The sequence below is a fragment of the Mucilaginibacter terrigena genome (assembly GCF_004168255.1).
GTDB lineage: Bacteria > Bacteroidota > Bacteroidia > Sphingobacteriales > Sphingobacteriaceae > Mucilaginibacter > Mucilaginibacter terrigena.
The window spans coordinates 667,878-692,715 of sequence record NZ_SEWG01000001.1; the positions used below are offsets into that span (position 1 = coordinate 667,878).

The 24,838-nt window shown below is 43.3% G+C and carries 19 protein-coding genes; 6 read left to right on the plus strand and 13 right to left on the minus strand.

The features are described from left to right. Window positions 1-69 precede the first annotated feature (69 nt). Window positions 70-414, minus strand: a complete 345-nt coding sequence (locus EWM62_RS02945) for a tetratricopeptide repeat protein (protein WP_129875134.1) — start codon at window positions 412-414, stop codon at window positions 70-72. A gap of 75 nt (window positions 415-489) precedes the next feature. Between EWM62_RS02945 and EWM62_RS02950 the strand changes: the two genes are divergently transcribed. The 6 genes from EWM62_RS02950 (at window position 490) to EWM62_RS02975 (ending at window position 6,086) form a co-directional block, all read left to right on the plus strand. After that, complete coding sequence (locus EWM62_RS02950; protein ID WP_129875135.1) at window positions 490-1,230, plus strand: electron transfer flavoprotein subunit beta/FixA family protein; 741 nt, start codon at window positions 490-492, stop codon at window positions 1,228-1,230. 120 nt (window positions 1,231-1,350) lie between these two features. Continuing rightward, the gene (locus EWM62_RS02955; RefSeq protein WP_129875136.1) at window positions 1,351-2,328 is read left to right on the plus strand and encodes an electron transfer flavoprotein subunit alpha/FixB family protein; all 978 of its coding nucleotides are present in this window, start codon (window positions 1,351-1,353) and stop codon (window positions 2,326-2,328) included. Window positions 2,329-2,356: 28 nt separating this feature from the next. Further along, the gene (locus EWM62_RS02960; RefSeq protein WP_129875137.1) at window positions 2,357-2,956 is read left to right on the plus strand and encodes a bifunctional nuclease family protein; all 600 of its coding nucleotides are present in this window, start codon (window positions 2,357-2,359) and stop codon (window positions 2,954-2,956) included. Window positions 2,957-3,138: 182 nt separating this feature from the next. Then, entirely contained in the window at window positions 3,139-3,510 is a 372-nt protein-coding gene (locus EWM62_RS02965; protein ID WP_129875138.1) for a hypothetical protein, read from the plus strand. Between the two features lie 242 nt (window positions 3,511-3,752). Continuing rightward, the gene (locus EWM62_RS02970) at window positions 3,753-5,012 is read left to right on the plus strand and encodes a nucleoside permease (RefSeq protein ID WP_129875139.1); all 1,260 of its coding nucleotides are present in this window, start codon (window positions 3,753-3,755) and stop codon (window positions 5,010-5,012) included. A 3-nt stretch (window positions 5,013-5,015) separates the two neighbouring features. Beyond that, window positions 5,016-6,086, plus strand: a complete 1,071-nt coding sequence (locus tag EWM62_RS02975) for a DUF3667 domain-containing protein (protein ID WP_129875140.1) — start codon at window positions 5,016-5,018, stop codon at window positions 6,084-6,086. Between the two features lie 55 nt (window positions 6,087-6,141). Here EWM62_RS02975 and EWM62_RS02980 read toward each other — a convergent pair whose 3' ends face one another. From EWM62_RS02980 to trpD, 12 genes are all read right to left on the minus strand, one after another. After that, window positions 6,142-6,744 (minus strand): outer membrane beta-barrel protein, encoded by a 603-nt coding sequence (locus EWM62_RS02980; protein WP_129875141.1) that lies wholly within the window; start codon window positions 6,742-6,744, stop codon window positions 6,142-6,144. A gap of 111 nt (window positions 6,745-6,855) precedes the next feature. After that, window positions 6,856-8,193 carry a TolC family protein gene (locus EWM62_RS02985; RefSeq protein WP_129875142.1) on the minus strand — a complete coding sequence of 446 codons (1,338 nt, stop codon included), beginning with the start codon at window positions 8,191-8,193 and terminating at the stop codon, window positions 6,856-6,858. Window positions 8,194-8,206: 13 nt separating this feature from the next. Beyond that, a complete protein-coding gene (locus EWM62_RS02990; RefSeq protein WP_129875143.1) occupies window positions 8,207-8,884 on the minus strand; it encodes an ABC transporter ATP-binding protein in 678 nt (225 codons plus the stop codon). A 284-nt stretch (window positions 8,885-9,168) separates the two neighbouring features. Next, window positions 9,169-11,583 (minus strand): ABC transporter permease, encoded by a 2,415-nt coding sequence (locus EWM62_RS02995; RefSeq protein WP_129875144.1) that lies wholly within the window; start codon window positions 11,581-11,583, stop codon window positions 9,169-9,171. A gap of 82 nt (window positions 11,584-11,665) precedes the next feature. Then, window positions 11,666-14,080 carry an ABC transporter permease gene (locus EWM62_RS03000; protein ID WP_238989267.1) on the minus strand — a complete coding sequence of 805 codons (2,415 nt, stop codon included), beginning with the start codon at window positions 14,078-14,080 and terminating at the stop codon, window positions 11,666-11,668. A gap of 129 nt (window positions 14,081-14,209) precedes the next feature. Continuing rightward, entirely contained in the window at window positions 14,210-15,604 is a 1,395-nt protein-coding gene (locus EWM62_RS19440) for an ABC transporter permease (RefSeq protein WP_203234967.1), read from the minus strand. After that, window positions 15,547-16,605: an ABC transporter permease gene (locus EWM62_RS19445; protein WP_203234968.1), complete on the minus strand. Its 1,059-nt coding sequence runs from the start codon at window positions 16,603-16,605 to the stop codon at window positions 15,547-15,549. Before EWM62_RS19445 ends, EWM62_RS19440 begins: the two co-directional genes overlap by 58 nt. 79 nt (window positions 16,606-16,684) lie before the next feature. Continuing rightward, on the minus strand, window positions 16,685-19,099 hold the full coding sequence (locus EWM62_RS03010; protein WP_129875146.1) for an ABC transporter permease: 2,415 nt from the start codon (window positions 19,097-19,099) through the stop codon (window positions 16,685-16,687). Window positions 19,100-19,180: 81 nt separating this feature from the next. Next, window positions 19,181-21,607 (minus strand): ABC transporter permease, encoded by a 2,427-nt coding sequence (locus EWM62_RS03015; protein WP_129875147.1) that lies wholly within the window; start codon window positions 21,605-21,607, stop codon window positions 19,181-19,183. 218 nt (window positions 21,608-21,825) lie between these two features. After that, a complete protein-coding gene (gene trpB / locus EWM62_RS03020; protein WP_203234969.1) occupies window positions 21,826-23,007 on the minus strand; it encodes a tryptophan synthase subunit beta in 1,182 nt (393 codons plus the stop codon). Window positions 23,008-23,076: 69 nt separating this feature from the next. Next, a complete protein-coding gene (locus EWM62_RS03025; protein ID WP_129875148.1) occupies window positions 23,077-23,700 on the minus strand; it encodes a phosphoribosylanthranilate isomerase in 624 nt (207 codons plus the stop codon). A 1-nt stretch (window position 23,701) separates the two neighbouring features. Continuing rightward, window positions 23,702-24,691, minus strand: a complete 990-nt coding sequence (gene trpD / locus EWM62_RS03030; RefSeq protein WP_129875149.1) for an anthranilate phosphoribosyltransferase — start codon at window positions 24,689-24,691, stop codon at window positions 23,702-23,704. Window positions 24,692-24,838 lie beyond the last annotated feature (147 nt).

Here is a 24,838-nt window from a genome sequence, read left to right on the forward strand (position 1 = left end):
GCCCGTTTATTTAAACGGGCTTTCTCTTTATAAAGTCTTGGCTCTTGATTCTAACATCTTGACTCTCCACTAATAATCGTCGTCATCATCTTCCTCAAACCCTTTAGCCGAGCGATAAACCGCCTGCAATTCCGAGAATGCATGCATATCGCGTTTGGCTTTTGTTAACGCCATACCTTGTTCATAAGTGCGTATTGCGTCGTCGGTGCGGTTAAGGGCTTCGTATAATTTGCCCAGGTGGTAGTAGGTACCGGTATAGTTGGGGTGGTTATTTACCAGGTCTTCGTAATAGCTTAGGGCTTTTTCGGTATCGTTAAGTCGCAGGTATTCAGTGGCCAGCGCGTATTTTAAAAATTCATCTTCGGGTTCGTTCTGTATAAACGCCAACAGCTTATCTAATCTGCTTATCTCCATTTTAAACTCTCTCTTTTTTAACTAAATTTGCAGCACCCTAATTACAAATACCTGTAAAAATATAAACCAATTATAATGAGTAAAATACTGGTATGTATCAGCAATGTTCCGGATACGACGACAAAAATAACCTTTACTGATAACAACACCCAATTTAATACAAACGGTGTTCAGTTTATATTAAACCCTTACGATGAAATTGCCCTTGCTCGCGCTATCGAGTTAACCGATGGCGGAAAAGGCAGCGTAACGGTTATAAACGTGGGCGAAGCCAATACCGATGCCACCATCCGTAAAGCGCTGGCCATTGGCGCTACCGATGCTGTACGCATCAACGCCAAACCACAGGATGCATGGTACGTGGCTTACCAGATAGCAGAGTATGTTAAAGCAAACCCATTCGACCTGATCCTTACCGGCCGCGAGTCTATCGACTACAACGGCTCTAAAGTAGCCGGTATGCTGGGCGAACTGCTGGATATCCCATCGGTATCTATCATTAAAAAGCTTGATGCTACCGATAGCGAAGCTACTGTTGAGCGCGAGATAGAAGGCGGTAAAGAAGTGCTTACCATCCCCTTCCCGTTTGTAGCGGGCTGCGCCGAGGGTGTTGCCGAACCAAAGATCCCGAACATGCGCGGTATCATGAGCGCGCGTACCAAGCCGTTAACCGTGGTTGAGGCTGTTGATGTGCAAACTTTATCGCAAATCATCAGTTATGAAACTCCTGCCCCACGCGGACAGGTCAATTTGGTTCCGGCAGATGACGCGGCCAAATTGGTAGATTTGCTGCACACACAGGCAAGGGTTATATAATTACTATTTATTAAAATTAGAGTCAGGATTATAAGACATAAGAACCAGGACAAAAATACTATTGCTATTACGATCTTGATTCCTGAATCTAACAATCCTGATTCTCTTAAAACAAAAGCTATGTCAGTTTTAATATACGCGGAAAATGCAGCCGGAAAGTTCAAAAAATCAACTTTCGAAGCGGTATCATACGCTAAAGCAATTGCTGCTCAAAATAACACAAACCTTATCGCCATATCCATCGGCGATGTTGCTAATGACGAATTAGCCGCGTTAGGGAAATATGGTGCCGAGAAGGTTTTAAACGTATCTAACGATAAATTAAAGAATTTTGTAAACCAGGCTTATGCATCGGTTATTGCCGAAGCTGCGAAAGCCAACGGTGCCGATATAGTGGTACTTTCAAACTCGTTCAGCGGCCGCGGCCTTGCCCCCCGTTTGGGTGTAAAGCTGCAAGCCGGTGTAGCCGATGGCGCTGTTGCGCTACCTGAGCAAAATGGTGGCAAATTCACTGTAAAGAAAACAGCATTTTCGGGCAAAGCGTTTGCCGTAGTCGAATTAACATCTGCTAATAAGGTTATCGCGCTTACGCCAAACTCTTATAAGGTTGTAGAAGATGGTTCGGCTGCTAAAGTGGAAGATTTTAATATAGAGGCCAAAGCGTCCGACTTTAAAGAAATGATCAAGGATATCGTAAGGTCTACTGACAAGATATCATTGCCGGATGCGGAGATCGTGGTATCGGCCGGCCGCGGCATGAAAGGCCCCGAGAACTGGGGGATGATAGAAGAATTGGCCGACCTGCTTGGCGCGGCTACAGCCTGCTCAAAACCGGTATCAGACGCCGGGTGGCGCCCGCATGAAGAACATGTTGGGCAAACCGGCATTGCTGTCAGTCCAAATTTGTATATTGCCATAGGTATTTCGGGCGCAATACAGCACCTTGCCGGAGTAAGTTCATCAAAAGTTATTGTTGTTATCAACAAAGATGCCGAAGCTCCATTTTTTAAAGTAGCTGATTTTGGCATAGTTGGCGACGCGTTTGAAGTACTGCCTAAATTAATTGCTGCAGTTAAAGAATATAAAGCATCAGCTTAAATTAGATATCGCTGTGATGGGTAACGACATGAAAAAGATTAAGCTGGATATTGTAGGGCTATCCTACAGCCAAACCCAGTCGGGCGCGTATGCATTGGTTTTAGGCGAAGTAAGCGGCCGTAGAAGGCTGCCTATCATCATCGGCAGTTTTGAGGCACAGGCCATTGCTATTGAGATAGAAAAAATGACCCCGAGCCGCCCTTTAACGCACGATCTGTTTAAAAGCTTAGGCCAGGCATTTAATATTACTGTTCAGGAAATCATTATTTATAATCTGGTTGATGGGATCTTTTATTCAAAACTCATTTGCAGCGACGGCAAGAAGACGATAGAGATAGATGCGCGTACCTCTGATGCCATCGCCGTATCGGTAAGGTTTGAGTGCCCTATTTATACTTATGAGTTTATCCTTTCTACCGCGGGTATTGTTATCGAGGGTAACGACTTTGTTTACCTGGAAAACATCAGCGAAACGCCCGAAGAAAAAACACATGCTACTGCAGCCGGCACCTATACATCATTAAGCGAGGATGAGCTAAAAACGCGCCTGCAACAGGCGCTGGCCGAAGAACAGTATGAAAAAGCTGCTAAAATCCGCGATGAACTGAATAAACGAAAGTCTTCATAACCAACCCCACTTGAAAGGTTGCCATTGTATAATTTATCGCGGCAACCTTTTTCTTTTTTAATTCCCGCATATCATCCATAGTTATGCAGTAAAATAATTTCTGTTCATTTTAACCAGTATTTAAATCTATTGATTTGAAAGTACATGATATTTAATTTAGTGTTAACCAAAATTAAATAATCATGAAAAAGATCTTACTCGTGTTGTTGGCGATGATGATATTTGCCGGCACAAATGATTTTAGCCACGCTAAAGGAACTAAACCTTCAGTTAAACATGTTATAGCGGCAAAAAAGGTTGCAAAGCCAATTTTTATTCTTCATTGCGATAACTGTACTTTCCCCTACAGTTATGCAGTATACATACAATATAATCCAACCCCGCATACTATCCTGAATGCAGACGTTTATGATAGTTCTGGTACCTTAATCGCCAGCCATGCTTACAATACCTTTACATCTGTCACTCAAACGGCAAATGGTTACACTTTTTCCAATTTTTATGTTCAGGTAGGTAGTATAATGATAAATTCTTCAGGAGAGTATATCCGTTAGATAACCTTTAACCAAAACCGGTTTCGCTTTTAAACCGGTTTTGGCTTATACTGCAGCCGTATATGGCAGTGTTTACTGCGTAACTCGTTTTTTACCCTCCCCCCTATATTTAAGTTTGAAGCCAATTTCTGTTTTATTTATCTAATTTCTTTTTAGATAATTGTCGCGTTTTATAACTTTTCAGTTTCGCTTAATTTCAGTACTTTCCGCCTTTAATTTAAACACTGAACAACCCGTGCTGTATGAATATTAAGTTCCGCTTAATACTGATGAATTTTATGCAATTTTTTATCTGGGGAGCCTGGCTGCTCACCATAGGGGCATATTGGTTTCAAAACAAACACTGGTCGGGCGCTCAGTTTGGGGCTATCTTTTCCACCATGGGCATAGCCTCTATTTTCATGCCTACCCTTACCGGCATCCTATCAGACAGGTTTATTAACGCCGAAAAGCTTTACGGTATAATGCACCTGCTTGGTGCGGCTACTTTGTGCGCGTTGCCAATGGTAACCAACCCAACCACTTTTTTTTGGGTAATGTTACTAAATATGGCCTTTTATATGCCCACCCTGTCGTTATCAATAACGGTAGCTTACTCGGCACTTAAAAATCAAAACATTGATGTTGTTAAGGATTATCCCCCTATCCGTACCTGGGGAACCGTTGGATTTATTGTAGCCTTATGGACAGTAAGCTTAACAAATAACGAAACCTCGGCAAATCAATTTTATATATCAGCGGCTGTATCTGCGGCATTAGGCTTTTATTCGTTTACGCTGCCTAAGTGCCTGCCTATGTTAAACAAGGCGGCCACAAAATCATTTGCTACTACTTTTGGCTTAAATGCATTCGCTTTATTTAAATCATCAAGGTTTGCCATATTTTTCGCGTTCTCGCTTTTATTAGGTGCTGCTTTGCAACTTACAAACGCATACGGCGATACTTACATCCACGATTTTAAAAATGTAGCTGCCTACAAAGATACCATCGCGGTAAAAGTACCTGCTATCATCATGTCGATATCGCAGATCTCCGAAACTTTGTTTATACTGGCAATCCCCTTCTTCCTGCGTAAGTTTGGTATAAAATACGTGATGCTGTTCAGTATGATAGCATGGGTATTAAGGTTTGGCCTTTTCGCGTTTGGCAACCCGGCCGATGGTTTATGGATGATCATCCTGTCGTGCATTGTTTATGGTCTGGCGTTCGATTTCTTTAATATCTCGGGTTCGTTGTTTGTGGAGACACAGGCAGCACCTGAGATTCGTGGACGCGCGCAAGGATTATTTATGATGATGGTGAACGGCTTCGGTGCTTTCTTTGGCAGCAACATTAGTGGCTGGCTTATAGATAAGTACTTTATTTTGGCAAATGGCGAAAAGAACTGGCATGGCATATGGCTGAGCTTCGCAGCTTACGCCCTTGTTATTGCTATCATATTCCCGTTAGTATTCAGGTATAAACATAATGCGGCGCTTAAACACGCTATCGAAAACGCTTAAACCATGAAAAAGCATTACCGGAAAGGGAACGATTGCCTAAACTGCGGCACCATTTTAGAAGGTAAATTCTGCCACAACTGCGGACAGGAAAACCTGGAGATGAAGGAGAGCTTTGGCCACATGATAACGCATGCCGTGAGCGACTACTTCCATTTCGACGATCAGTTTTTTCATACCATGAGGCCGCTGTTTTTTAAGCCCGGCCATTTAACCAACGAGTATACCGCCGGCCATAGGGCGCAGTACCTGCACCCGGTTAAAATGTACATTTTTATAAGCCTTTTATTTTTTGTACTGGCATTTGGAGGTAAGCACCAGGTTAAAGATGTTAAACAAACCGCGGCCACCAAGCATACGGCAGATAGCGTAAAGCGGGCGGTAATTGATAGCGTTGCCAACACCAGGCATTTTAACGCCAAACAAAAAGCAGAGCTTGTAAACAAGATTAGTGTTACACCCGAAAGCGAGGATGGCCATATAAAATACAATATCGATTATAACATAGGAGATAACATTGATATATTTGGTTTAAAGGTAAACAAGAAAAGCAACTACGAAGACTATTTAAAGGAACAGGAAAAATTAAGCCCGGCTGATCGTGATAATATAGTTGAACGCTTTATTGTACGTAAAAGCTACGATTGGACGAGCCAGGGCAAGGATGCCCAGAAGATGTTCACCGAGGCGCTAAAGCATAATGCGCCAAAAGTGATGTTCCTGATATTGCCGCTGTTTGCGCTGATACTTAAGATCGCATTTAGCAAAAACCGTAAATTTTATGTAGAGCATATAATTTACGCGATCCATTTGCATTGTTTTATATTCCTGTTTTTAATTGCCGTTATGCTCATAAACAGGTTGCTGCCCCATAACTGGCAAGGTGTTGCCAATTGGGTTTCAACATTAGCTACGCTTACAGTTATATGGTATATTTACCGGTCGTTAAGAGTAGTGTACAACCGTAGCCGCTGGCGAACAGTTAGTAAAATGCTTGGTGTTTCGGTAATGTACTTTATGGTATTTACCCTCAGTTTCCTTATCATATTAATTGTAACCGCAGTTACAACGGTATAAAACAAAAAAGGCCTGTGCAATGCACAAGCCCTATTAAAAACTCTATGTTATTATATTACAAAAACGCGTATGCTAAGCTTAAATTAAATAAGCTTACACGGGTTTTGTAGTTGGTAGATCCGTCAAAATAATTTTGTTTGGTAAGGCCAGCTTCATAACGCAAATCTATCGAGATCTTACTGATATCAATCCCCGCACCTGCCGTAATAGCAAAGTTTGAGCTTTTATAATCAAACCTGGTTGCGCTGCCTACAGCCGACCCTAAATTATTATCCTTGTTTATAGCAAATGACAGTAACGGGCCTGCATAAAACCTGCCGCCCAAACCAAACGCGCCAATTTTACCGCCTAAAAGCAAAGGCACATCTATACTGGTGAATTTTGCACTGCTTGCAGCGCCATTGCTGTTATTGATATCCACATTTTTGCTGGTTATGTAAAGTTCGGGTTGAAAATTGAAGCCTAACGCGCCAAACCTGGCCCATATACCGCCTAAGTAACCCGCGCGGTTCTCGCTGCTGAATGTGCTGCCCGAGTTTGACAAACTTGATAAGTTTACCCCGCCCTTTATCCCAAACTGAACTTTTGGTAATAGCTGGGCTTTTGATACAGCTGTTACAGCTAAAAATATCCCTAATGTGAGTAATAATTTTTTCATGGTTTTTGTTGATTTTAAGGTTAACAGGGTAAATATACGTTTTGTTTTAAATGAAAATATCCGGCTACATTATGTAAGCCGGATATTTTAATAGTGATATATTAATTAGGTTTATAATGATAAATTGCCCTGGTAATAATCTAATATTTTATTGTAGATAAAGCAATCGTAACGGGCATTGATAAGGCTTAGGTTTGCCCTGTCCAGGTAGTTTTTGGCCAATACAAACTCCACAGAGTTTAGCACACCATTGTTAAAACGGATCTCGGCGATCCTGAACGATTCGGCGTAAGCTTTAACCTGCTCCTGTAGTGTTGTATAACGTTCGTATGCGTTGGCCATGTTAAGGTAAGCCTGCTCTACATTTTGGCGTAACTGCACCCTGGTGTTTTCTTCCATGTATTTGTAGCTTAGCAAGTCAATTTTTGCTAACGCAACCTTGTTACGGTTTTGGAAATAGTTAAGAATTGGGATACTTACCCTGATGCCAACCTGCGTGTTATAGTTGTTTTTAAACTGATCCCAATAAGGTATCGACTGGTTGTTGATTTGTGCCGTGCTTGAATAAAGTGTATTTAAGCCTCCAAATAACGATACGGTTGGGTATAAACCGCCCTTGGCCGCGGTAACGCCTTTTTCCGCGCTTTCGCGCCTTAGTATAGCTGCTTTAACAGATGGCAGCTGATTTAGGGCTGTCTGATAAATTTCCTCGGAAGTTTGAGCCGGCGCCGACAAATTAGCGCCCTCAATTTTTTCGAAACGTATTCCCGGCCTGTAGGGTATGTTCAGTATCTGCAGTAAATTAAGCTTTGATGTTTGCAGCGTAGCCTTTGTATTTACGTAGTTAACCTGGTTATCGGCGTATGTTCCCTTCAGGTCGTAATAATCATTTGGCTGTTTATTGGCGCCTTGTTTTTCAAGCACCTCTAACCTATCCAACTGCTGTTTAGATACCTTCACCTGGTTCTCTACCTGTGCTAAAAGCTCGGTATTATCAAGTACCTGCAGGTATGCAGTAATGGTGTTTATGGTAACCAGGTCTTTTGCCTGCTGTAAATCCATCTGCCCGGCTTTATAGGCCAGGGATGCTTGTTTTATTTCGTTAAGATTTTTAAGGCCGTTAAATAAAGTAAGCTGCCCGTTTAGGTTATAATTAGCAAATTTTAGCGATTGATCTACATAGTTACTGGTAGATGGGTCAAGGTTACGGCCGTTGTTAATACCGTGGTCAACCTGGGCACCAATGTAGGGCAGCAGGTTTTCTTTTGCCTGGTTTTTATCAACCTTTGAGGTTAGCAGTTGTATCTCGCTTTTCTTGATGTCGAGGTTGTTCCTTACGGCAATATCAATACATTGCTGCAGGGTTAGTACGCTATCTACAGCCTGGCTGTGCGCCAGCGCCGGTGCCAGTGTTATTAAGCTAAAAAGTATAAATTTAAAGTATCGCATTTTGTGTTATAGTTCAGAATTTTCTGGAAGATTCTACCTTTCCATCCAACAGGTTAATAATACGCGTTCCATATTCGGCGTTTTTTTCGGAGTGGGTTACCTGGATGATAGTAACGCCATCTTCTTTGTTCAGTTTACGAAAAAGCTCCATGATCTCCTCGCCTTGTTTAGAGTTAAGGTTGCCTGTGGGCTCATCAGCTAATAGTAGTTTGGGTTTGGCAATAAGCGCGCGGGCAATGCCCACAAGCTGCTGCTGCCCGCCGGAAAGTTGCGCCGGGAACAGGTCTTTTTTACCAACGATGTTAAAACGATCAAGCATATCGGCCACCATGGCCTTACGTTCCGATCCTTTTACATCCTGGTAAATTAACGGGGTTTCGATGTTTTCATAAACGGTAAGCTCGTCTATCAAATGGTAAGCCTGGAAAACAAAACCGATGTATTGTTTATACAGGGCCGAACGTTGCCTTTCTTTAAGCTGGTGTACGGCCTGGTCTACAAAGTAATGGTAACCATCTGATGGTTCGTCAAGCATCCCTATAATATTCAGCAGGGTTGATTTGCCCGAACCCGAGGGGCCCATGATGGAAACAAACTCGCCCTCGTCAACATCAAGGCTGATGTCGTTTATAACGAAATTTTTGTTTCCGCCTACCTGGTAATACTTTGAAATATGCTGAAGTGATAACATTTTTAATTATTGTGTTTAATGAATTAGTGAGTTATTTATTGCAATTTCTTAAACTGATTTTGGTATTCAGGTATGAATAATATACCAAATTTATAAATAGCTTATTATCAGTTAATTATATTGAATGTTAAATGCTAAAACTGTACGCTTATGTACAGCGTGCGTTCGGTTATGATACAGTTAGGGTTAGAGATTAGTGGCTGGAGATTAGAGATTAGGAAAGGCCCAACAAATAGAGGTCAGGCTTTCCAGCCTAACCTCTAATCTCTAACCTCTAATTAACTTTATTCCGATCGCAAACTCTTCACCGGGTTTGATAACGCTGCTTTTACAGATTGGTAGCTCACCGTTAAAAACGCTATAAGCGCGGCCATACCGCCTGCAAGGGCAAAAACCCACCACTGTATATTTACACGGAAAGCGAAGTCCTGCAGCCATGTGTGCATGGCATACCAGGCCAGTGGCGATGAAATGATGATAGCTATAAGTACAAGTTTGATAAAATCGAACGATATAAGGCCCACTATGCTGGCCACACCTGCCCCTAACACCTTGCGGATACCTATCTCTTTTACGCGTTGGCGGGTTGAGAATACCGCCAGCCCAAATAAACCAAGGCACGATATAAATATGGTAACGGCTGTAAACGCGGTTAGTATAGACCCGGTACGCTGGTCGGTTTTATATAATTCTTCAAATTCCTGGTCAAGAAAATGGTACTCGAAAGGTTTAGTTGGGTAAAATGCTTTCCACTTAGCCTGTATAGCGGCAATGGTGCCGGCTGTATTTTTGCCCGATGTTTTGATAAGTAATTTCCCAAACCACTCATACTCGGGGAACATGGCAATGGGTGTTATCTCCTGGTGCAGCGAAGCGAAGTTGAAATCTTTTGCAACCGCCTTTATCTCGCCCATTCTGCCATTTATGCCTATTTTTTTACCTATTGCTTCATCCGGTTTCCAACCGAGGGCCTTTACCGCCATTTCGTTTAAAATAAAGCTGTAATGGCGTTTTTCATTGTCCTTAATTAAAACCTGTTGCTCGTCGCCCAGGTCAAGGTCGGTACCTGCAACCAGTTTAATGCCCAATGTTTTCACAAAGCTCTTTTCGATAGGTATAGCGGTAACAGATAAGCTATAATCTGCCGGTTTCCCTTCGGCGCTGTTAATTGAATACCCGCCGCGAACGTTTACCGGCGAATCGTAACTGGCTGTTGAGGCCAATACCCCGTTTTGCTGCTTTATTTCGTTTTTAAATGCTTCGATATTGTTATACGGTATGCCGCCGATATCAAGCACTAAAACCTGGTCGCGGTTGATACCGGTATTTAAAGTTTGCATGTACCTTAACTGGTTGCCCGCTATTAACGTGCTGATGATAAAGAATACCGATACCACAAATTGAAACACCACCAACGATTTACGCAGCATATTACCCCCGGCTTGCATAGATGAATTGCCTTTAAGGGTAATGATGGGCTTAAACGCCGATAAGTACAACGACGGGTAAGTACCGGCCATAAAGGTTACCACTATAAACAAAACAGCCAAAGCACCAACCAGCCACGAAGTGTTCCAGGTAGCAAACCCTAATTGCTGCCCGGTAAATACACTAAAGGTGGGGAAGAATACGGAAAGCAGTAACACTCCTACCAGCAACGAAAACAAGGTGATGATACCTGCTTCGATAATAAACTGGGTGAACAACTGGCCGCGTACGGCACCCATTACCTTGCGTACGCCTATCTCGCGGCCGCGCTCGGCAGAGCGTGCGGTAACCAGGTTAAGAAAGTTTACGCATGCCAGTAATAACAATACTACAGCAACAATACCTAAGATGTAAATGTATTTGATATCGCCGGGGGCCTCTAAGCTAAACAGGGCTTTTGATTGCAAGTGTACGCTGGTTAAAGGCTCTAAAGTGTAATTGGTTGTAACGCCAGGCCTGTTCTGGCCTTTTAAAATATTAGCGATATAGGCATCCATTTTCTTCTCTAAAGCTTTAATATCGGCACCCGGTTTTAGCAGCAGGTACGAGTAATTACTCGCTGCGTTCCATTTCAAAACCTTTGTACCAGGGTCAAGGGCTGCGTTAGCCATTAGATCAAACTTTATCTGCGAGTATGCGGGCACATCTTCTATAACACCTGTCACCATCAGGTTATTGGTATCATCTGCCTTCAGTATTTTACCCATAGGGTTATCATTACCAAAGTATTTTTTTGCTGTTGATGCTGTAATAACTACCGATGATGGGTCGGCAAGCGCGTTAACCGGGTTGCCCTGCAAAAATTTAAAGGTAAAGATCTTAAAGAACGCATCATCAGCCAGCAGCATATTTTTTTCTGAAAAAAGTTTATCACCATATTTAATGGCTACAGGCCCCTGGCCCGAAAGGTTAAATACGCGCACGCCATCTTCTATCTCAGAAAACTCCTGTTTGTAAACAGGCACAACCGCAGTTTGTGTAACGCTTATAAACCGGGCTTCCTTATCATCGGGCGACTTGTAGTTATAGGCTACCCGCACTATCCTGTCGGCTTTAACGTGGAAACGGTCGTAACGCAGTTCGTTGATCAAATAAGTTGTCAGAAGCAGGAAACAGCAAATACCTACTGCCAGCCCTGCCATACTAATGAGCGATGTGGTTTTGTTTTGAACCAGGTTACGCCATGCGGTTTTTAAATAATTTCTGATCATATTTTTTATTCATTGAGCCATTGGGTCATTTAGTCATTGTTGGCCTAAAACGACCTAATGACTAATGACCCAATGACGGGGTTTATTCCGAACGCAAACTCTTCACCGGGTTAGCCAACGCGGCTTTAATGGCCTGCGAACCTATGGTGATTAGGCCGATTATGATGGCGATAGTTGCGGTATAAGCAAATATTGTCCAGTCGATATCTTTGCGGTAAGCAAATGCCTGTAGCCACTTATTCATAACCCACCATGCAATTGGCGAAGCGATGATAACTGAGATGATGATGAGTTTTAAAAAGTCGACAGATAAAAGTGACACGATGGTTTTTACACTTGCGCCTAATACCTTGCGTACACCAATTTCTTTGGTACGCTGTTCGGCGCTAAAGGCTGCTAAGCCAAATAAGCCAAGGCACGATATCAGGATGGCTACAACTGTAAAATAGCCTACTATACCCGCCAGCCTTGTATCGGCCTGGTAATTTTTCTGAAAATCATCATCAAGGAATGTGTAATCGAACGGGTCATTTGGGTCATATTTTTTCCAACCGGCCTCAATGGTTTTTAACATGGCGGTCATGTTACCCGGTTTGGCATGTATAACCATGTAGTTATAGCCACTGGTGTTAAGCAAAAATCCGTAAGGGGTTACCGGCAGGTGCAGGTCTTCGTAATGAAAATCTTTAACCACACCAACAATGGTAAACGCGGTTGTATTGCCCCTAAAATTATTCATTACCTTTTTACTTATGGCTGCCTGTGCATTTGCAAAACCAAATTCCTGTACAGCTTTCTCGTTAATAATAATACTTGTATTGGTGTCTGAACCAAACTCGGGCGAGAATAACCGGCCGGCTACCGGCTTGATATCCAATGTCTGTAAAAAGTTATCATCCACGTAGTTCAGCCGTGTACGCCTGCCTTCGGCGTTGGTTTTTCCTTCGGGATATAACAGGTTATCGCTTGGGTTAAATATACCCGGGTAATATGCTGATGCGCCTATTGCTGTTACCTGTGTATTCTGCTGCAGGTCGGCTTTCAGGGCCGCGTAAGCGGCTTTGGCGCCCGCAGTACGTAAAGGCAGCACTATCTGCTGGTCTTTAGCAAAACCCAGGTCGGCAGTGCGCATAAAATTCATTTGCCTTGCTATAACTACCGATGCCACAATAAGAACTACGGAAATAATAAACTGAAAAACAACCAGGCCTTTACGCACGGCTACCACAGCCAGCGAGTTGGTTAACTTACCCTTTAATACTTTAACCGGGTTAAATGATGACAGGTAGAACGCGGGGTAGCTGCCCGCAAGCACGCCGGTGATAAGTGCCATCAGCAAAAATTCAAAAAACATCAGAATATCCCCACTAAAAGACAGTGTGATGTTTTTGTCGGCCAATTGGTTAAACAACGGTAGCAATATCAGGGTAATAGCAATGGCAAAGAAAAAGGCTATCAGCGTCATCAGGATAGATTCGCCCAGGAACTGCCTGATAAGGGTAGATTTCTCGGCACCCAAAACCTTGCGCACTCCAACCTCTGACGAGCGCTTTGACGAACGCGCGGTAGAAAGGTTCATGAAGTTGATACAGGCGATAATAAGTGTGAATACCGCTATCGAAAACAGTACGTATAAATATGTTTTACTTGCAGGGGCGGTTACATTGCTTTCCACTTCGCCACTCAGGTGAATATCGTGCAGTGCAAGCAGCGATTGTTCCTTCTGGAAACCCATTGCCTTTAGGTCCTTACTTGCATACTTATTCATAAAGGCAGGTAACTTTGCCTGCAGTTTGGCAGCATCTGTACCAGGTTTAAGCAGCAGGTAGGTATAAAACATATTATTGCTGGCAAAATCGGTTTGCCTGTTTATAAAGTCTTCCATGGCACCGCCTTTAACCGAAAGGAAAAAATTGGCGTTGATGTGTGATGGTACATTGCCTGTATCAAAAACCCCTGTTACCGTATAATCCTGCTCGCCATTGGTATTGCTGTTAACACGTAAAACCTTGTTTAACGCGGCTTGGTTGCCAAATATTTTTCCGGCCAGCTTTTTTGATAAAACAATTGTACGTGGGTTGGTTAAAGCATTTGCCGGGCTACCCTCGGTAAAATTGTAAGTAAATATTTTAAAGAAGGATTGATCGGCCAGGAAACCGTTCTGCTCCAGCAGCGATTTACGTTCGCCATTTGCGGGATTGTATTGTATAATGGTTTTATCGTCAACAAAAAGTTTTAGCAGCCGGGCGCTTTCAACCACTTCGGGGTACTCCTGTTTTAGCGCCCCGGCCATAGGTGCCGGCGTGTTTGGCATCTTCATTCTGGTACTGCCGTTTTGCATAAAGGCGGTTATTACCTGATAAATATTAGGCGCGTTTTTGTGTTGGATATCGTAACTGGTCTCGTACTTAAGATAAAGCGCTATAAGCATGCAGCATGCCAGCCCTACAGATAAGCCAAATATGTTAATGAATGAGAAGAATTTGTTCTTCATCATATTACGCCAACCTATTTTAAAATAATTTTTTATCATGATAATTGTTATTAAACGCTAATTCCCTAAACTCAAAACTGTATTAATAAGACAGTGAAAACAAAACAAAGGTTACAACAATACACTATGCTATTATTCACTTCGTAAACTTTTTACCGGGTTGGCAATAGCTGCCCTTATAGATTGGAAACTAATGGTTACCAGTGCAATTAATACCGATATCAGGGCTACCAATACAAATGTGCCCAGGGTTATATCGATATGATAAGCAAAATCCTGTAGCCTCCTGCTTATAAAATACCAGGCAAGCGGCCACGCAAGCAGGTTGGATATTAAAACCAGTTTTATAAAATGACCGGATAAAAGCAGCACAATGTTTTGTACCGATGCCCCTAACACTTTGCGCACCCCTATTTCTTTGATCCGTTTCTCGGCCGAAAAGGATGCAAGCCCAAACAGGCCAAGGCACGATATCAGGATGGCTAAGCCTGCAAGTATGCCTGTTATTTTACTCACCTGGTTATCTGCGCGGTAAACTTCGGCGAAGTGATCATCTAAAAACTGGTACTCGAAAGGATATCCGGGAATCAATCTTTCCCAGGTGGCCTTTATAAATTCAACGGCTTGTTTTGATTTGCCGGTTTTTATTTTTACCGAAACGGTGCTAAAGCCCCACTCGTCCTGGTTTACTATAAACAGGTTCTCTACCTTGTAATGCAGCGAATTAAAGTTGAAATTTTTGGCGATGCCGGTAATTACGCCCAGTGAATCGTACCCAAACCGCTGGCCTATCAACGACTCTTGCGTGGCTTTAGGGTGATCTTTTAAAAGTTCTTTCGCCATCGCTTCGTTGATAATATACTCGCGGCCGTTTGCCGACTTTTCGGGAGAAAAATTCTTACCCTTAGCCATTTTAATATCGTAAACCTTAAGGTAATCATCATCAACAATAAGCTGTGTGGCAGCCAGGTTCCTTATAGGCGAATCATTATATTTAAAATCAACCCCCGACTGATCCAAGTGGCTGCCCAACTGATCTTGCGAGGCGGTAACACCTGCAACCAGCGTATTACCAAGTAACGCTTGTTTAAACACCTGGTATTTTTGGCCCGAGATCCTGTCGAGCGGGATAGTTACCACCTGGTCGCGGGTAAAGCCGGGGTCTTTTTCCTGCATAAATTTCAATTGCTTCACTACAAAAACAGTGGCTATCATTAAAAATACCGCGCTGGTAAACTGCCCAACAACCAATATATTGCGTAGTGTGCCTTTATTTTTACCGGTATCTACCGATCCTTTTAAAACCTTCACAGGCTGAAACGATGACAGGAACAACGCCGGGTAAATGCCCGATATGACACCCACCATTACCGTACTTGCCAAAATAATCAGCAGGAACGATGGCTTGCTAAATACCGGCAGCGATATATCGCGCAGGCTCAGGTTATTTACATAGGGCAAGGCCAGCTCTACCAAAACAATGGCAAGCACCAGCGCCAGCAGCGAGAGTAGTATGGTTTCGCCCAAAACTGGAAAGCCAGCTGCGGCCTGTTGGCCCCGATAGATTTGCGGATGCCTACCTCCTTTGCCCTATCGGCGGAACGTGCGGTAGATAAGTTCATGAAGTTGATGCAGGCAATAACCAGCACAATTAATGCTATGATGGCAAAAAGGTTGGTTGATTTTTGATCGAATTTCTGGAAGTTAAGGTAATCAAGCCCGATATCGGTAGCGTTGGCGTGTACATCTTTAAGCGGCAGGTAAAACAGCTCGTAGAATTTCCAGCCTTCGCCATTCATGTGTTTTTTAAGGAAAGCCGGCATCTTTGCTTCAAAAGATTTCAGATCTGTGCCGGGGGTTACTTTAAGATAGGTATTTAACCAGTTGCCGCCCCAGTTGTCCATCCATTTCTGGTGGATGCCGGGTAAGGAATATAAGGCATCAAACTGTAGCTGCGAATTTTTGGGGCTGTTTGCCATTACGGCTGTTACCGTAAATTTTACGGTATCGCCGCCATAGTGGTTTATCACTTTGCCTATCGGGTCTTCGTTGCCAAAAAGTTTTTCGGCGGTTTCCTGGGTAAGGGCTATGCTGTTTGGTTTTTCAATAGCATCTTTCGCATTACCTTTTATCACCCTAAAATTAAAAATATCCAAAAAGGCAGAATCAACCGCGAACACCTGCGGCAGGAACACCCTTTTTTCGTTATAGGTCATTTGGTATTTGCGGTCCCATTTTATACGCGTATAGCTTTTTATTTCAGGGTATTCGGCTTTTAGGGCCGGTGCCATAGGATACATTGACAGGCCCACCTTTTGCGATGCCGCCATACCCGGGAACTTCTGTACCTCGTTAAGCCTGATGATATTATCGCCGTGAAAGCTGTCGAAACTCCGCTCGTACGATACAAATAGCAGGATAACTATACACGCGGCCATACCAATGGCAAGGCCAACAATGTTAATAGTAGATGAAACCTTGTTTTTCCAAAGGTTGCGCCAGGCGATCTTAAAATAATTTTTTATCATGATTTATGTCATTGGGTCATTAGATCATTGAGTCATTGCTGGTCTAAAATGACCTAATGACTCAATGACCTATGACGGATTATTCGCTTTTTAAACTTTTTACCGGGTTAACCAGCGCGGCCTGTATGGCCTTGTAGCCAACCGTTGCCCACGCTATAATAATGGATAAAGTAATTGACAAGGCAAATACGCCAACGCCAGGATATATCCGGTATGTGAACCCTTGCAGCCACTGCTGCATAAAGTACCATGCAACAGGTGCCGAAATAACAAATGATACCAGAATAAGCATGGTAAATTCTTTCGAGAACAGGTACACAATATTCGCTACCGAAGCGCCCAGTGTTTTACGGATGCCTACCTCTTTGGTGCGCTGCACCGCCATAAACGATACCATACCGTACAGGCCCAGGCACGATATGAAAATGGCCATACCTGCGAATATTTTGTACAGGTAAGATAGCTGGCTTTCCTTCCTGTAAAAATTAGCTATTTTTTGATCAAGGAACCTGTACTCGTAAACATTATCCGGGAAGGTTTTAGTCCAAAGCTTTTCAATTGATGCCAGCGTGGGTTGCATATTGGCAGGTGTAAGCTTTATGTTGGCTATGCTATATTGATCTGTCCAGGCGGCCATAACCACCGGCGGTATCTGTTCACGTAATGATGTTACATTAAAATCCTTTACCACCCCAACAATTTTTTGAGTCAGTTTTTTATCGCCCCATATGTTAAGGTTTTTGCCAACGGCATCTTTAGGGTTTGCTACCCCAAGATTTTTTAACAGGGTCTCGTTAACTACGTAAGCATTTACGGTATCACTCTTAGCATATGGCCCGCCTGCAACAAATTTTAAATTATACAGCTTAAAGTAATCGGCATCCGCCCATTTCAAATTGACACTAAATTCGGTTTCGACCGCGGCATTATCATAGGTTATTGAGGAACCCCAGTTTGCATTATCAGACGGGCTTGCAAAGCTGTAGCTTACACTTTTAACATTTGGCTGCTGCAGTATTTCGTTTTGTAAAGCTTTCATCCTAAGGCGGCTAAGGCTGTCGCCGGGCAGGTTAACCGTAATTACCGCATCCTTATCAAAGCCTAACGGCGAATTTTTAAAATGATTTAACTGGCTGATGATCACTATAGTGCCTATTACCAGCACCTGCGCTATGCCAAACTGTACAACAACAAGGCTCCGCCTTAAAGTTATGCCGTTGCTCCTTACGCCGGTGATTTTGTTTTTAAGCGCGGCTATGGGATTAAAGCCCGATAACACCATTGACGGGTACAAACCGGATAACAATGTAACAACCACAAGTACTGCCGCTAAAAATGCCACAATAACAGGGTCGGTAATAAAGCCTGAATTTAATTTTATTTCGAGCAGGCTGTTTAATGCGGGCAAAGCCGCTTCGCTTAAAGCCATTGCAAGCACTACCGAAAATAAAGTTATAATAAAAGTTTCGCTTAAAAACTGCAGGACAAGCTGCTGGCGTTTACTGCCTAAAACCTTACGGATACCTACTTCTTTTGAACGGTTAACCGCTTGAGCTGTAGCAAGGTTTATAAAGTTAACACAGGCAATCACCAACAGAAATATACCAATAAGGCTCAAAGTTCTGATCATGTCTTTACTAAAAACCTGCCCGCTGAACAAATTGGTGCGTGTATCAAAATGCATTTGGGTTAAGGGCTGTAATAAAAACTCTTCTCTTTTGGCTTCGTCCGGGCGGTGTTTTTTTATAAAGGGTACCAATTCTCTGTTAAATTGGGCTTCGCTTACGTTATCGGGCAGCACAACAAAACAATTATGCGACCCAAAGTTACTGCCCCAGTCTTCAAGGTTATTCTTATAATCGGTACTGGTAATGGTTGGGTATGATATAGCTATTTGAACAGGCAAATCGGTGGTTGCCGGCAAATCCTGTAATATTCCGGTAACTTTAAGATCTATTTTGTTTTCATAGGTGATGGTTTTTCCCATCGAGTTTTCCCAATCGCCAAAAAACTTCTTTGCCATACGTTGTGTAAGCACAACTGTATTAGGCTCGCTTAAAGCGGCTTTTTTATCGCCGGCTACCCAGGTAAAATCAAAAATATTAAAAAACTGCGTGTCGGTAATATACAGGTCTTCCTCTTTAAATCTTTTGATCTGCCCCGCATTATCCTTAACGCTTAGCTGTTTATTATCGTCGTTAATAACAGATGTTATTAACGGCAATTGCGGAAAATCTATCCGCAGGCCTTTTGCCATGGTCAGCGGCAAACCGGCCCTTACTTTAACCCCTTCGGACGAAGTGCGCTTATTAAGCACACGGTAAATGTGGTCCTTTTTAGCATGATAGGCATCAAAGCCGGTTTCAAAATGGATCACCAAAAATATAAGCAAACAAGCGGCTATGCCAATGGCAAGCCCTGTAATGTTTATAATAGTGTAGCTTTTGTTACGAAGCAAACTGCGCCAGGCGGTTTTAAAATAATTTTTTATCATGTTTTATATCATTGGGTCATCAGGTCATTGGGGTCATTGCCGGCCTAAATGCCCTAATGACTCAATTACCCTATGACAGATTTATTCGCTCCTTAAACTTTTAACCGGGTTTACCAGCGCGGCCCTTAATGCCTTGTACCCTACCGTTACCCATGCAATGGCCATTGACGATACAATAGCAAGTATAAATACCCCGGCTGTTAGCGGGATACGGTACGCAAAATTTTGCAGCCAGCCCGACATTACATACCACGCCAAAGGCATTGCTATTACAAATGCTACGGATATCAGTATCATAAACTCTTTCGAGAACAGGAACACGATATTAAATACCGAAGCGCCCAACACCTTGCGTACACCAACTTCTTTGGTGCGTTGTACCGCCATAAACGATACCAGGCCGTATAAACCAAGGCATGATATGAATATGGCTATGGCCGCGAAGATCTTGTAAACCAAAGCCAGCTGGTTTTCCTGCCTGTAAAACTGCGCTATGCTCTCGTCAAAAAAATAACCGTTGTAGGCATATTCGGGATAGGTGTTTTCCCAAAGGGTTTGTACTGCTTTTGCCGTTTTGGTTAAGTTTTTGGTTTGGATCTTAACCGCCACCTGCGACTCGTAATTTTTTATCGGCGTAATATACATTGGCCTTACCGTTTCGCGCAGCGAGTTTGTTTTAAAATCCTTCACCACCCCAATGATAGGTAACCAGCGTTTGCCGCTGCCTAACTTAACCGTTTTGCCAAGGGCATCTTCAGCTTTTTGTATGCCCAGTTTATGGATAAATGTTTCGTTAACAACTACCTGGCGGGCAGTATCGCTAACGTCATAGGCTTTACCGGCAGCAAACTGCAGGCCGTAAGTTTTAAAATAATCGGCATCGGCAAACTTCAAAAAGGTAGAGAAGTTTAGGTCTTTTGTAGAATTATTGAAGTAGAAGTTTGCCCCCCAGTTATTATCAGATGATGGCGCGTCCGAAGCAAAGCTTACTGATCTAACATCGGGGTTTTGCAGCAACTGTTGCTTAAACGATTGCATTTTGCTCAGGCTGATGCTATCGGTATAACCCGGAACTATCAGTACCGCGTTTTTGTTGAAACCCAGATCGGCCTCGTTCACAAAATTCATTTGGTTTACCGCTACAATGGTACCTATTATTAATAGCTGTGCAATAGTAAATTGTGCTACTACCAACGCCCTGCGCAGCGGTATCCCACCTATTGATGCAGCGGTTATTTTATTTTTTAACGCGGCAACCGGCTTAAAGCCCGATATAACCAGCGCCGGGTAAATACCCGATAATAATATTACCGCCAGCATAGTGCACAAAAGGAATATAACGGTATCGGTGTTTAACAAACTGATATCATCGGGTACGTTGGAAATATTTTTAAGGTATGGTAAAGCTATTTTTGCTATTACTACGGCCAATATTATCGAAAACATGATCACCATAGTGGTTTCGCCTATTACCTGCGATACCAGCTGTTTACGGGTGCTGCCCAATACCTTGCGGATGCCAACCTCTTTTGAGCGCCCAACCGATTGCGCGGTTGAAAGGTTGATGAAGTTGATTGATGCCATCAGGATGATCAAAACAGCTATGAATGTTAAAGTGTTTATGGTTGCCTTGCTGGTAGAGTGGTCGCCCAGGGTGTTGCCTATTTTGGTATCAAAGTGCATTTCGCTAAGCGGCTGTGCCAAATGCCAGCGTGCTGTACGTTTTGGATCTGTTAAAACCTTTTTGGTAAAGCCTACCAACTGGCTTTCAAATTTTTCGCGACTTAAGTTTTGAGGTAATTGCAAAAATATCTGGTGGTTGCTGCTGATAGAGCCCCAATCGTTGTTATAATTATAAGTGTTACCGCTTTGTTTCCAGGTAATATACGATACCATCAGCTTCAACGGGATATCGCTGTTACTTGGCGAATCTTCTACCACACCGGCAACCCTTAACGTTAAGGTATTATCCATTTTTATGGTTTTACCGGTTGCTTTATTCCAGTCGCCAAAGTATTTGGTGGCAATTGTTTTGCTGATGACAACCATATTGGGCTGAGACAGTACATCCTTTGTTCCGCTAAGCCATTTGGTGTGGAAGATCTCAAAAAACTGTGGCTCGGTAAATATCACGCCAATTGGCTCGATAAATTTCTTATCACCCGTAGCATCATCAGAACCGGCGGCGGGTACAATCATCTGGCTGCCATAGCTTGAAGTTAACGCCGCGAATTTTACCTGCGGAAAATCTATGCGTAACGCATCAAGCGCGGGTACAGATACCCCGGGGTTAAAGTTGATACCATCCTCGGCGGTTTGTTTGGTAACCAGGTGATAGATATCCTTGAAATTACTGTTGAATTTATTGAAGCTAAGCTCGAACCGCAGGATAACGAATATCAATAAACAAGCGCCAATGCCCACGCTTAGGCCCGAGATATTTATAATAGAATGTGCCTTATGACGGATAATGTTCCTCCAGGCAATTTTGAAGTAATTTTTTAACATAATTATGGCAATATGTTTTACAATAGTTAAAACATATACCAAAGTGATAATTAGTTAATTATCAGGTGTTTAATTATATCAAAAAGCGTACGATATGTACGTAAGCGTAACAGTGTGTGTTCGGTAATGATACAGTCTGATAAGTTAAAAGTCGAAAGTCTTTAGTCTTGAGTGTGCATAATGACTTTAGACTAAAGACTTGCGACTAAAGGCTTAACTCAGAACCCAAAATGCCTGATATAAGTATCCAGGTCCTTATCTCCCCTGCCCGAAAGGCAAACCACCACGTTATCCGTTTTTTGGAAGGTCATTTTTTCCAGGTAAGCAAGCGCGTGGGCGGTCTCGATAGCCGGGATAATGCCCTCCATTTGCGAGCACAACAAGCCCGCATCTAACGCCTCATCATCGGTGATGCTTACGTATTTTGCGCGGTTTATTTTATAAAGATGCGCGTGCTGTGGGCCTATGCCCGGATAATCCAGCCCGGCAGAGATAGAATATGGTTCCTCTACCTGGCCGTCGGCGGTTTGCATCAGGATGGTACGGCTGCCGTGCAGTACACCTTCTTTGCCCAAAAAGGTGGTAGCTGCCGAGTGGCCGCTATCAACACCTTTGCCCGCAGCTTCAACGGCCACCAGTTTCACATCTTCATCATCTAAAAAATGGTAGAACATACCCATGGCATTGCTGCCGCCGCCAACACAGGCCAGGGCATACTGCGGCAACTCGCTGCCGGTTTGCTCTAAAAGTTGCTTTTTAGTTTCTGCGGATATTACCGACTGGAACCTGGCTACCATATCCGGGTATGGGTAAGGCCCCACTACCGAGCCAATGATGTAATGCGTATCAACCGGGTTGCCTATCCAGTCGCGCAGGGCCTCATTAGTAGCATCCTTAAGCGTTTTACTGCCCGATGTTGCCGGCACTACCTTTGCGCCCAGCATCTTCATACGGGCCACGTTTGGTGCCTGGCGTTCCATATCGATTTCGCCCATGTACACAATGCATTCAATGCCCTTTAAGGCGCATACGGTAGCGGTAGCCACGCCATGCTGACCCGCTCCTGTTTCGGCGATGATGCGTTTTTTGCCAAGGCGCTGTGCAAGCAGGATCTGCCCAATGGCATTATTTATTTTATGCGAACCGGTATGGTTAAGGTCTTCGCGTTTAAAAAAGATGTTTGCGCCGTATTTTTCCGAGTATCTTTTGGCATGGTACAAAGGCGATGGCCTGCCCACGTAATCTTTCAACAGTTGGTCAAACTCGGCAATAAAGCGGGGGTCGTTCATTATTTTAATGTACTCCTGTTTCAGTTCCTCCACATTAGGGTACAGCATTTCGGGTATGTATGCACCGCCAAAATCTCCGTAATAGCCATTCTCGTTAACTCCGTACTTCATTATTTTATTTAGTGATTTATTGATTGAGTGTCCCGATAGCAATCGGGATAGTGATTGAGCTCGCAGGATTTACCCTTTACCCTTCACTTTATTAAATGCTTTTGTTAATTTATCTATATCCTTTAATCCCGGCGATACCTCAAACTTACTGTTCAGATCGACGCCGTAAAACGCCGGGTGCTTTATTTGTTTTACCTCTTCCAGGTTATCAAGGCTTAATCCTCCCGACAGGAAAAAAGGAACGTCCAATTGATATTTGTCCAAAATATGCCAGTCAAATGTTTTGCCCGACCCACCATGCGCGGCTGTTTTTGTATCGAACAGGAAATAATCTACATTGTTCTTATACGCGTTCAGTTTACCAAAATCAAACTCCTCGTCCACGCCGAAGGCTTTTATCACCTGCACTTCGTGCTTAAACATATCGCAAAACTCCGGGCTTTCGGCCCCGTGCAGTTGTATAGCATCGAACTTATACTTGTATATCAGCTTACTGATGCTATCGGCATCCTCATCCACAAAAACACCAACTTTGATAATATCTGTCGAAATATTTACCAACTCATCATCATCCATCCCGCCAATAAAGCGCGGCGACTTATTGTAGCAGATAAAACCCATATAACCGGGGCTTAAAGCTTCAATTGCTTTAATATTATCAGAATCGCGCAAGCCGCAAACCTTAATTTTCATTTTAATTAGCTATAAGGGTTTTAAAGCTGTTTAACGCCTTTTTGCTTACCAGCGATTCTTCGGCCTCGTAAAAGCAATCGGCAAAGCTTTTTTCGGGGTGGATGGTTTTAATGGCCATTGCCGCGTTGCTTAATATCACGCTAATTTGTGCAAGAGTAGCCTCATCGTTCAGCACCTTCATAAATATCTCCGCCGAGTCGCTTACGGTATGCCCGCCGGTTATTTCGTCCTCATTCAGTTTATTAAAACCAAGGCTTTCAATACTATTTATTTTTTCGCCATCGGCAGAGAATGTTTTAAAATCGCAGGTAAGCGAGATCTCGTCGTAACCATCCAACGCGTTCAGGATAGTATATTTTACATCCGATTTTTGGTACAGGTACGCATATATCCGCGCAAGTTCCAGGTTAAACACACCAACCATCTGGTTTTGCGGTTTGGCCGGGTTTACCAGCGGGCCAAGCATGTTAAAAAAGGTTTTTACGCCCAGCTCGCGACGGATAGGCGCTACGGTTTTCATGGCCGGATGAAACAGCGGCGCGTGCAAAAAGCAGATATTAGCCTTATCAACGCTGCGTTTCAGCGAATCGGGGTTATTGGTGAATGTGTAACCCAGGTGCTCCATTACGTTTGATGAACCACAGCCCGATGACACGCCATAGTTGCCATGCTTGGCAACTTTATATCCCGCTCCTGCCACCACAAACGATGCAAGGGTAGAAATATTGAATGTATCCTTACCATCGCCGCCTGTGCCGCAAAGATCAATCAGTTCGCCGGTTTGCAGGTCAACAGGCAGGCAAAGCTCCAGCATGGCATCGCGGAAGCCTTCCAGCTCGTTAACGGTGATGCTGCGCATGCAATAGGCCGTCATAAACGCGGCCATTTGCGAATTGTTGAATTTACCCAAGGCAATATCCTTCAAAATTTCTTTTGACTGCTCGCGGGTAAAGGTTTTATGTTCAAAAAGGTGATTAAGTATCTGTTTCATCTGCCCCCTAACCCCCTGAAGGGGGAATTTTTAAGTTAATTGATATGTTGTTAGCTTCACCATTAATCCGACTCCCCCGTTAGCCAACGGGGGCCGGGAGGCGAGCAATAAAAAAGGGTCGCCGTAATGGCAACCCTTCTGTATATT

Excerpts from the sequence above, each read along its gene's own strand:
- EWM62_RS02945 (WP_129875134.1), bottom strand. The coding sequence starts at position 414 with ATGGAGATAAGCAGATTAGATAAGCTGTTGGCGTTTATACAGAACGAA.
- EWM62_RS02950 (WP_129875135.1), top strand. The coding sequence starts at position 490 with ATGAGTAAAATACTGGTATGTATCAGCAATGTTCCGGATACGACGACA.
- EWM62_RS02955 (WP_129875136.1), top strand. The coding sequence starts at position 1,351 with ATGTCAGTTTTAATATACGCGGAAAATGCAGCCGGAAAGTTCAAAAAA.
- EWM62_RS02960 (WP_129875137.1), top strand. The coding sequence starts at position 2,357 with ATGAAAAAGATTAAGCTGGATATTGTAGGGCTATCCTACAGCCAAACC.
- EWM62_RS02965 (WP_129875138.1), top strand. The coding sequence starts at position 3,139 with ATGAAAAAGATCTTACTCGTGTTGTTGGCGATGATGATATTTGCCGGC.
- EWM62_RS02970 (WP_129875139.1), top strand. The coding sequence starts at position 3,753 with ATGAATATTAAGTTCCGCTTAATACTGATGAATTTTATGCAATTTTTT.
- EWM62_RS02975 (WP_129875140.1), top strand. The coding sequence starts at position 5,016 with ATGAAAAAGCATTACCGGAAAGGGAACGATTGCCTAAACTGCGGCACC.
- EWM62_RS02980 (WP_129875141.1), bottom strand. The coding sequence starts at position 6,744 with ATGAAAAAATTATTACTCACATTAGGGATATTTTTAGCTGTAACAGCT.
- EWM62_RS02985 (WP_129875142.1), bottom strand. The coding sequence starts at position 8,193 with ATGCGATACTTTAAATTTATACTTTTTAGCTTAATAACACTGGCACCG.
- EWM62_RS02990 (WP_129875143.1), bottom strand. The coding sequence starts at position 8,884 with ATGTTATCACTTCAGCATATTTCAAAGTATTACCAGGTAGGCGGAAAC.
- EWM62_RS02995 (WP_129875144.1), bottom strand. The coding sequence starts at position 11,583 with ATGATCAGAAATTATTTAAAAACCGCATGGCGTAACCTGGTTCAAAAC.
- EWM62_RS03000 (WP_238989267.1), bottom strand. The coding sequence starts at position 14,080 with ATGATGAAGAACAAATTCTTCTCATTCATTAACATATTTGGCTTATCT.
- EWM62_RS19445 (WP_203234968.1), bottom strand. The coding sequence starts at position 16,605 with ATGATAAAAAATTATTTTAAGATCGCCTGGCGCAACCTTTGGAAAAAC.
- EWM62_RS03010 (WP_129875146.1), bottom strand. The coding sequence starts at position 19,099 with ATGATAAAAAATTATTTTAAAACCGCCTGGCGCAGTTTGCTTCGTAAC.
- EWM62_RS03015 (WP_129875147.1), bottom strand. The coding sequence starts at position 21,607 with ATGTTAAAAAATTACTTCAAAATTGCCTGGAGGAACATTATCCGTCAT.
- trpB (WP_203234969.1), bottom strand. The coding sequence starts at position 23,007 with ATGAAGTACGGAGTTAACGAGAATGGCTATTACGGAGATTTTGGCGGT.
- EWM62_RS03025 (WP_129875148.1), bottom strand. The coding sequence starts at position 23,700 with ATGAAAATTAAGGTTTGCGGCTTGCGCGATTCTGATAATATTAAAGCA.
- trpD (WP_129875149.1), bottom strand. The coding sequence starts at position 24,691 with ATGAAACAGATACTTAATCACCTTTTTGAACATAAAACCTTTACCCGC.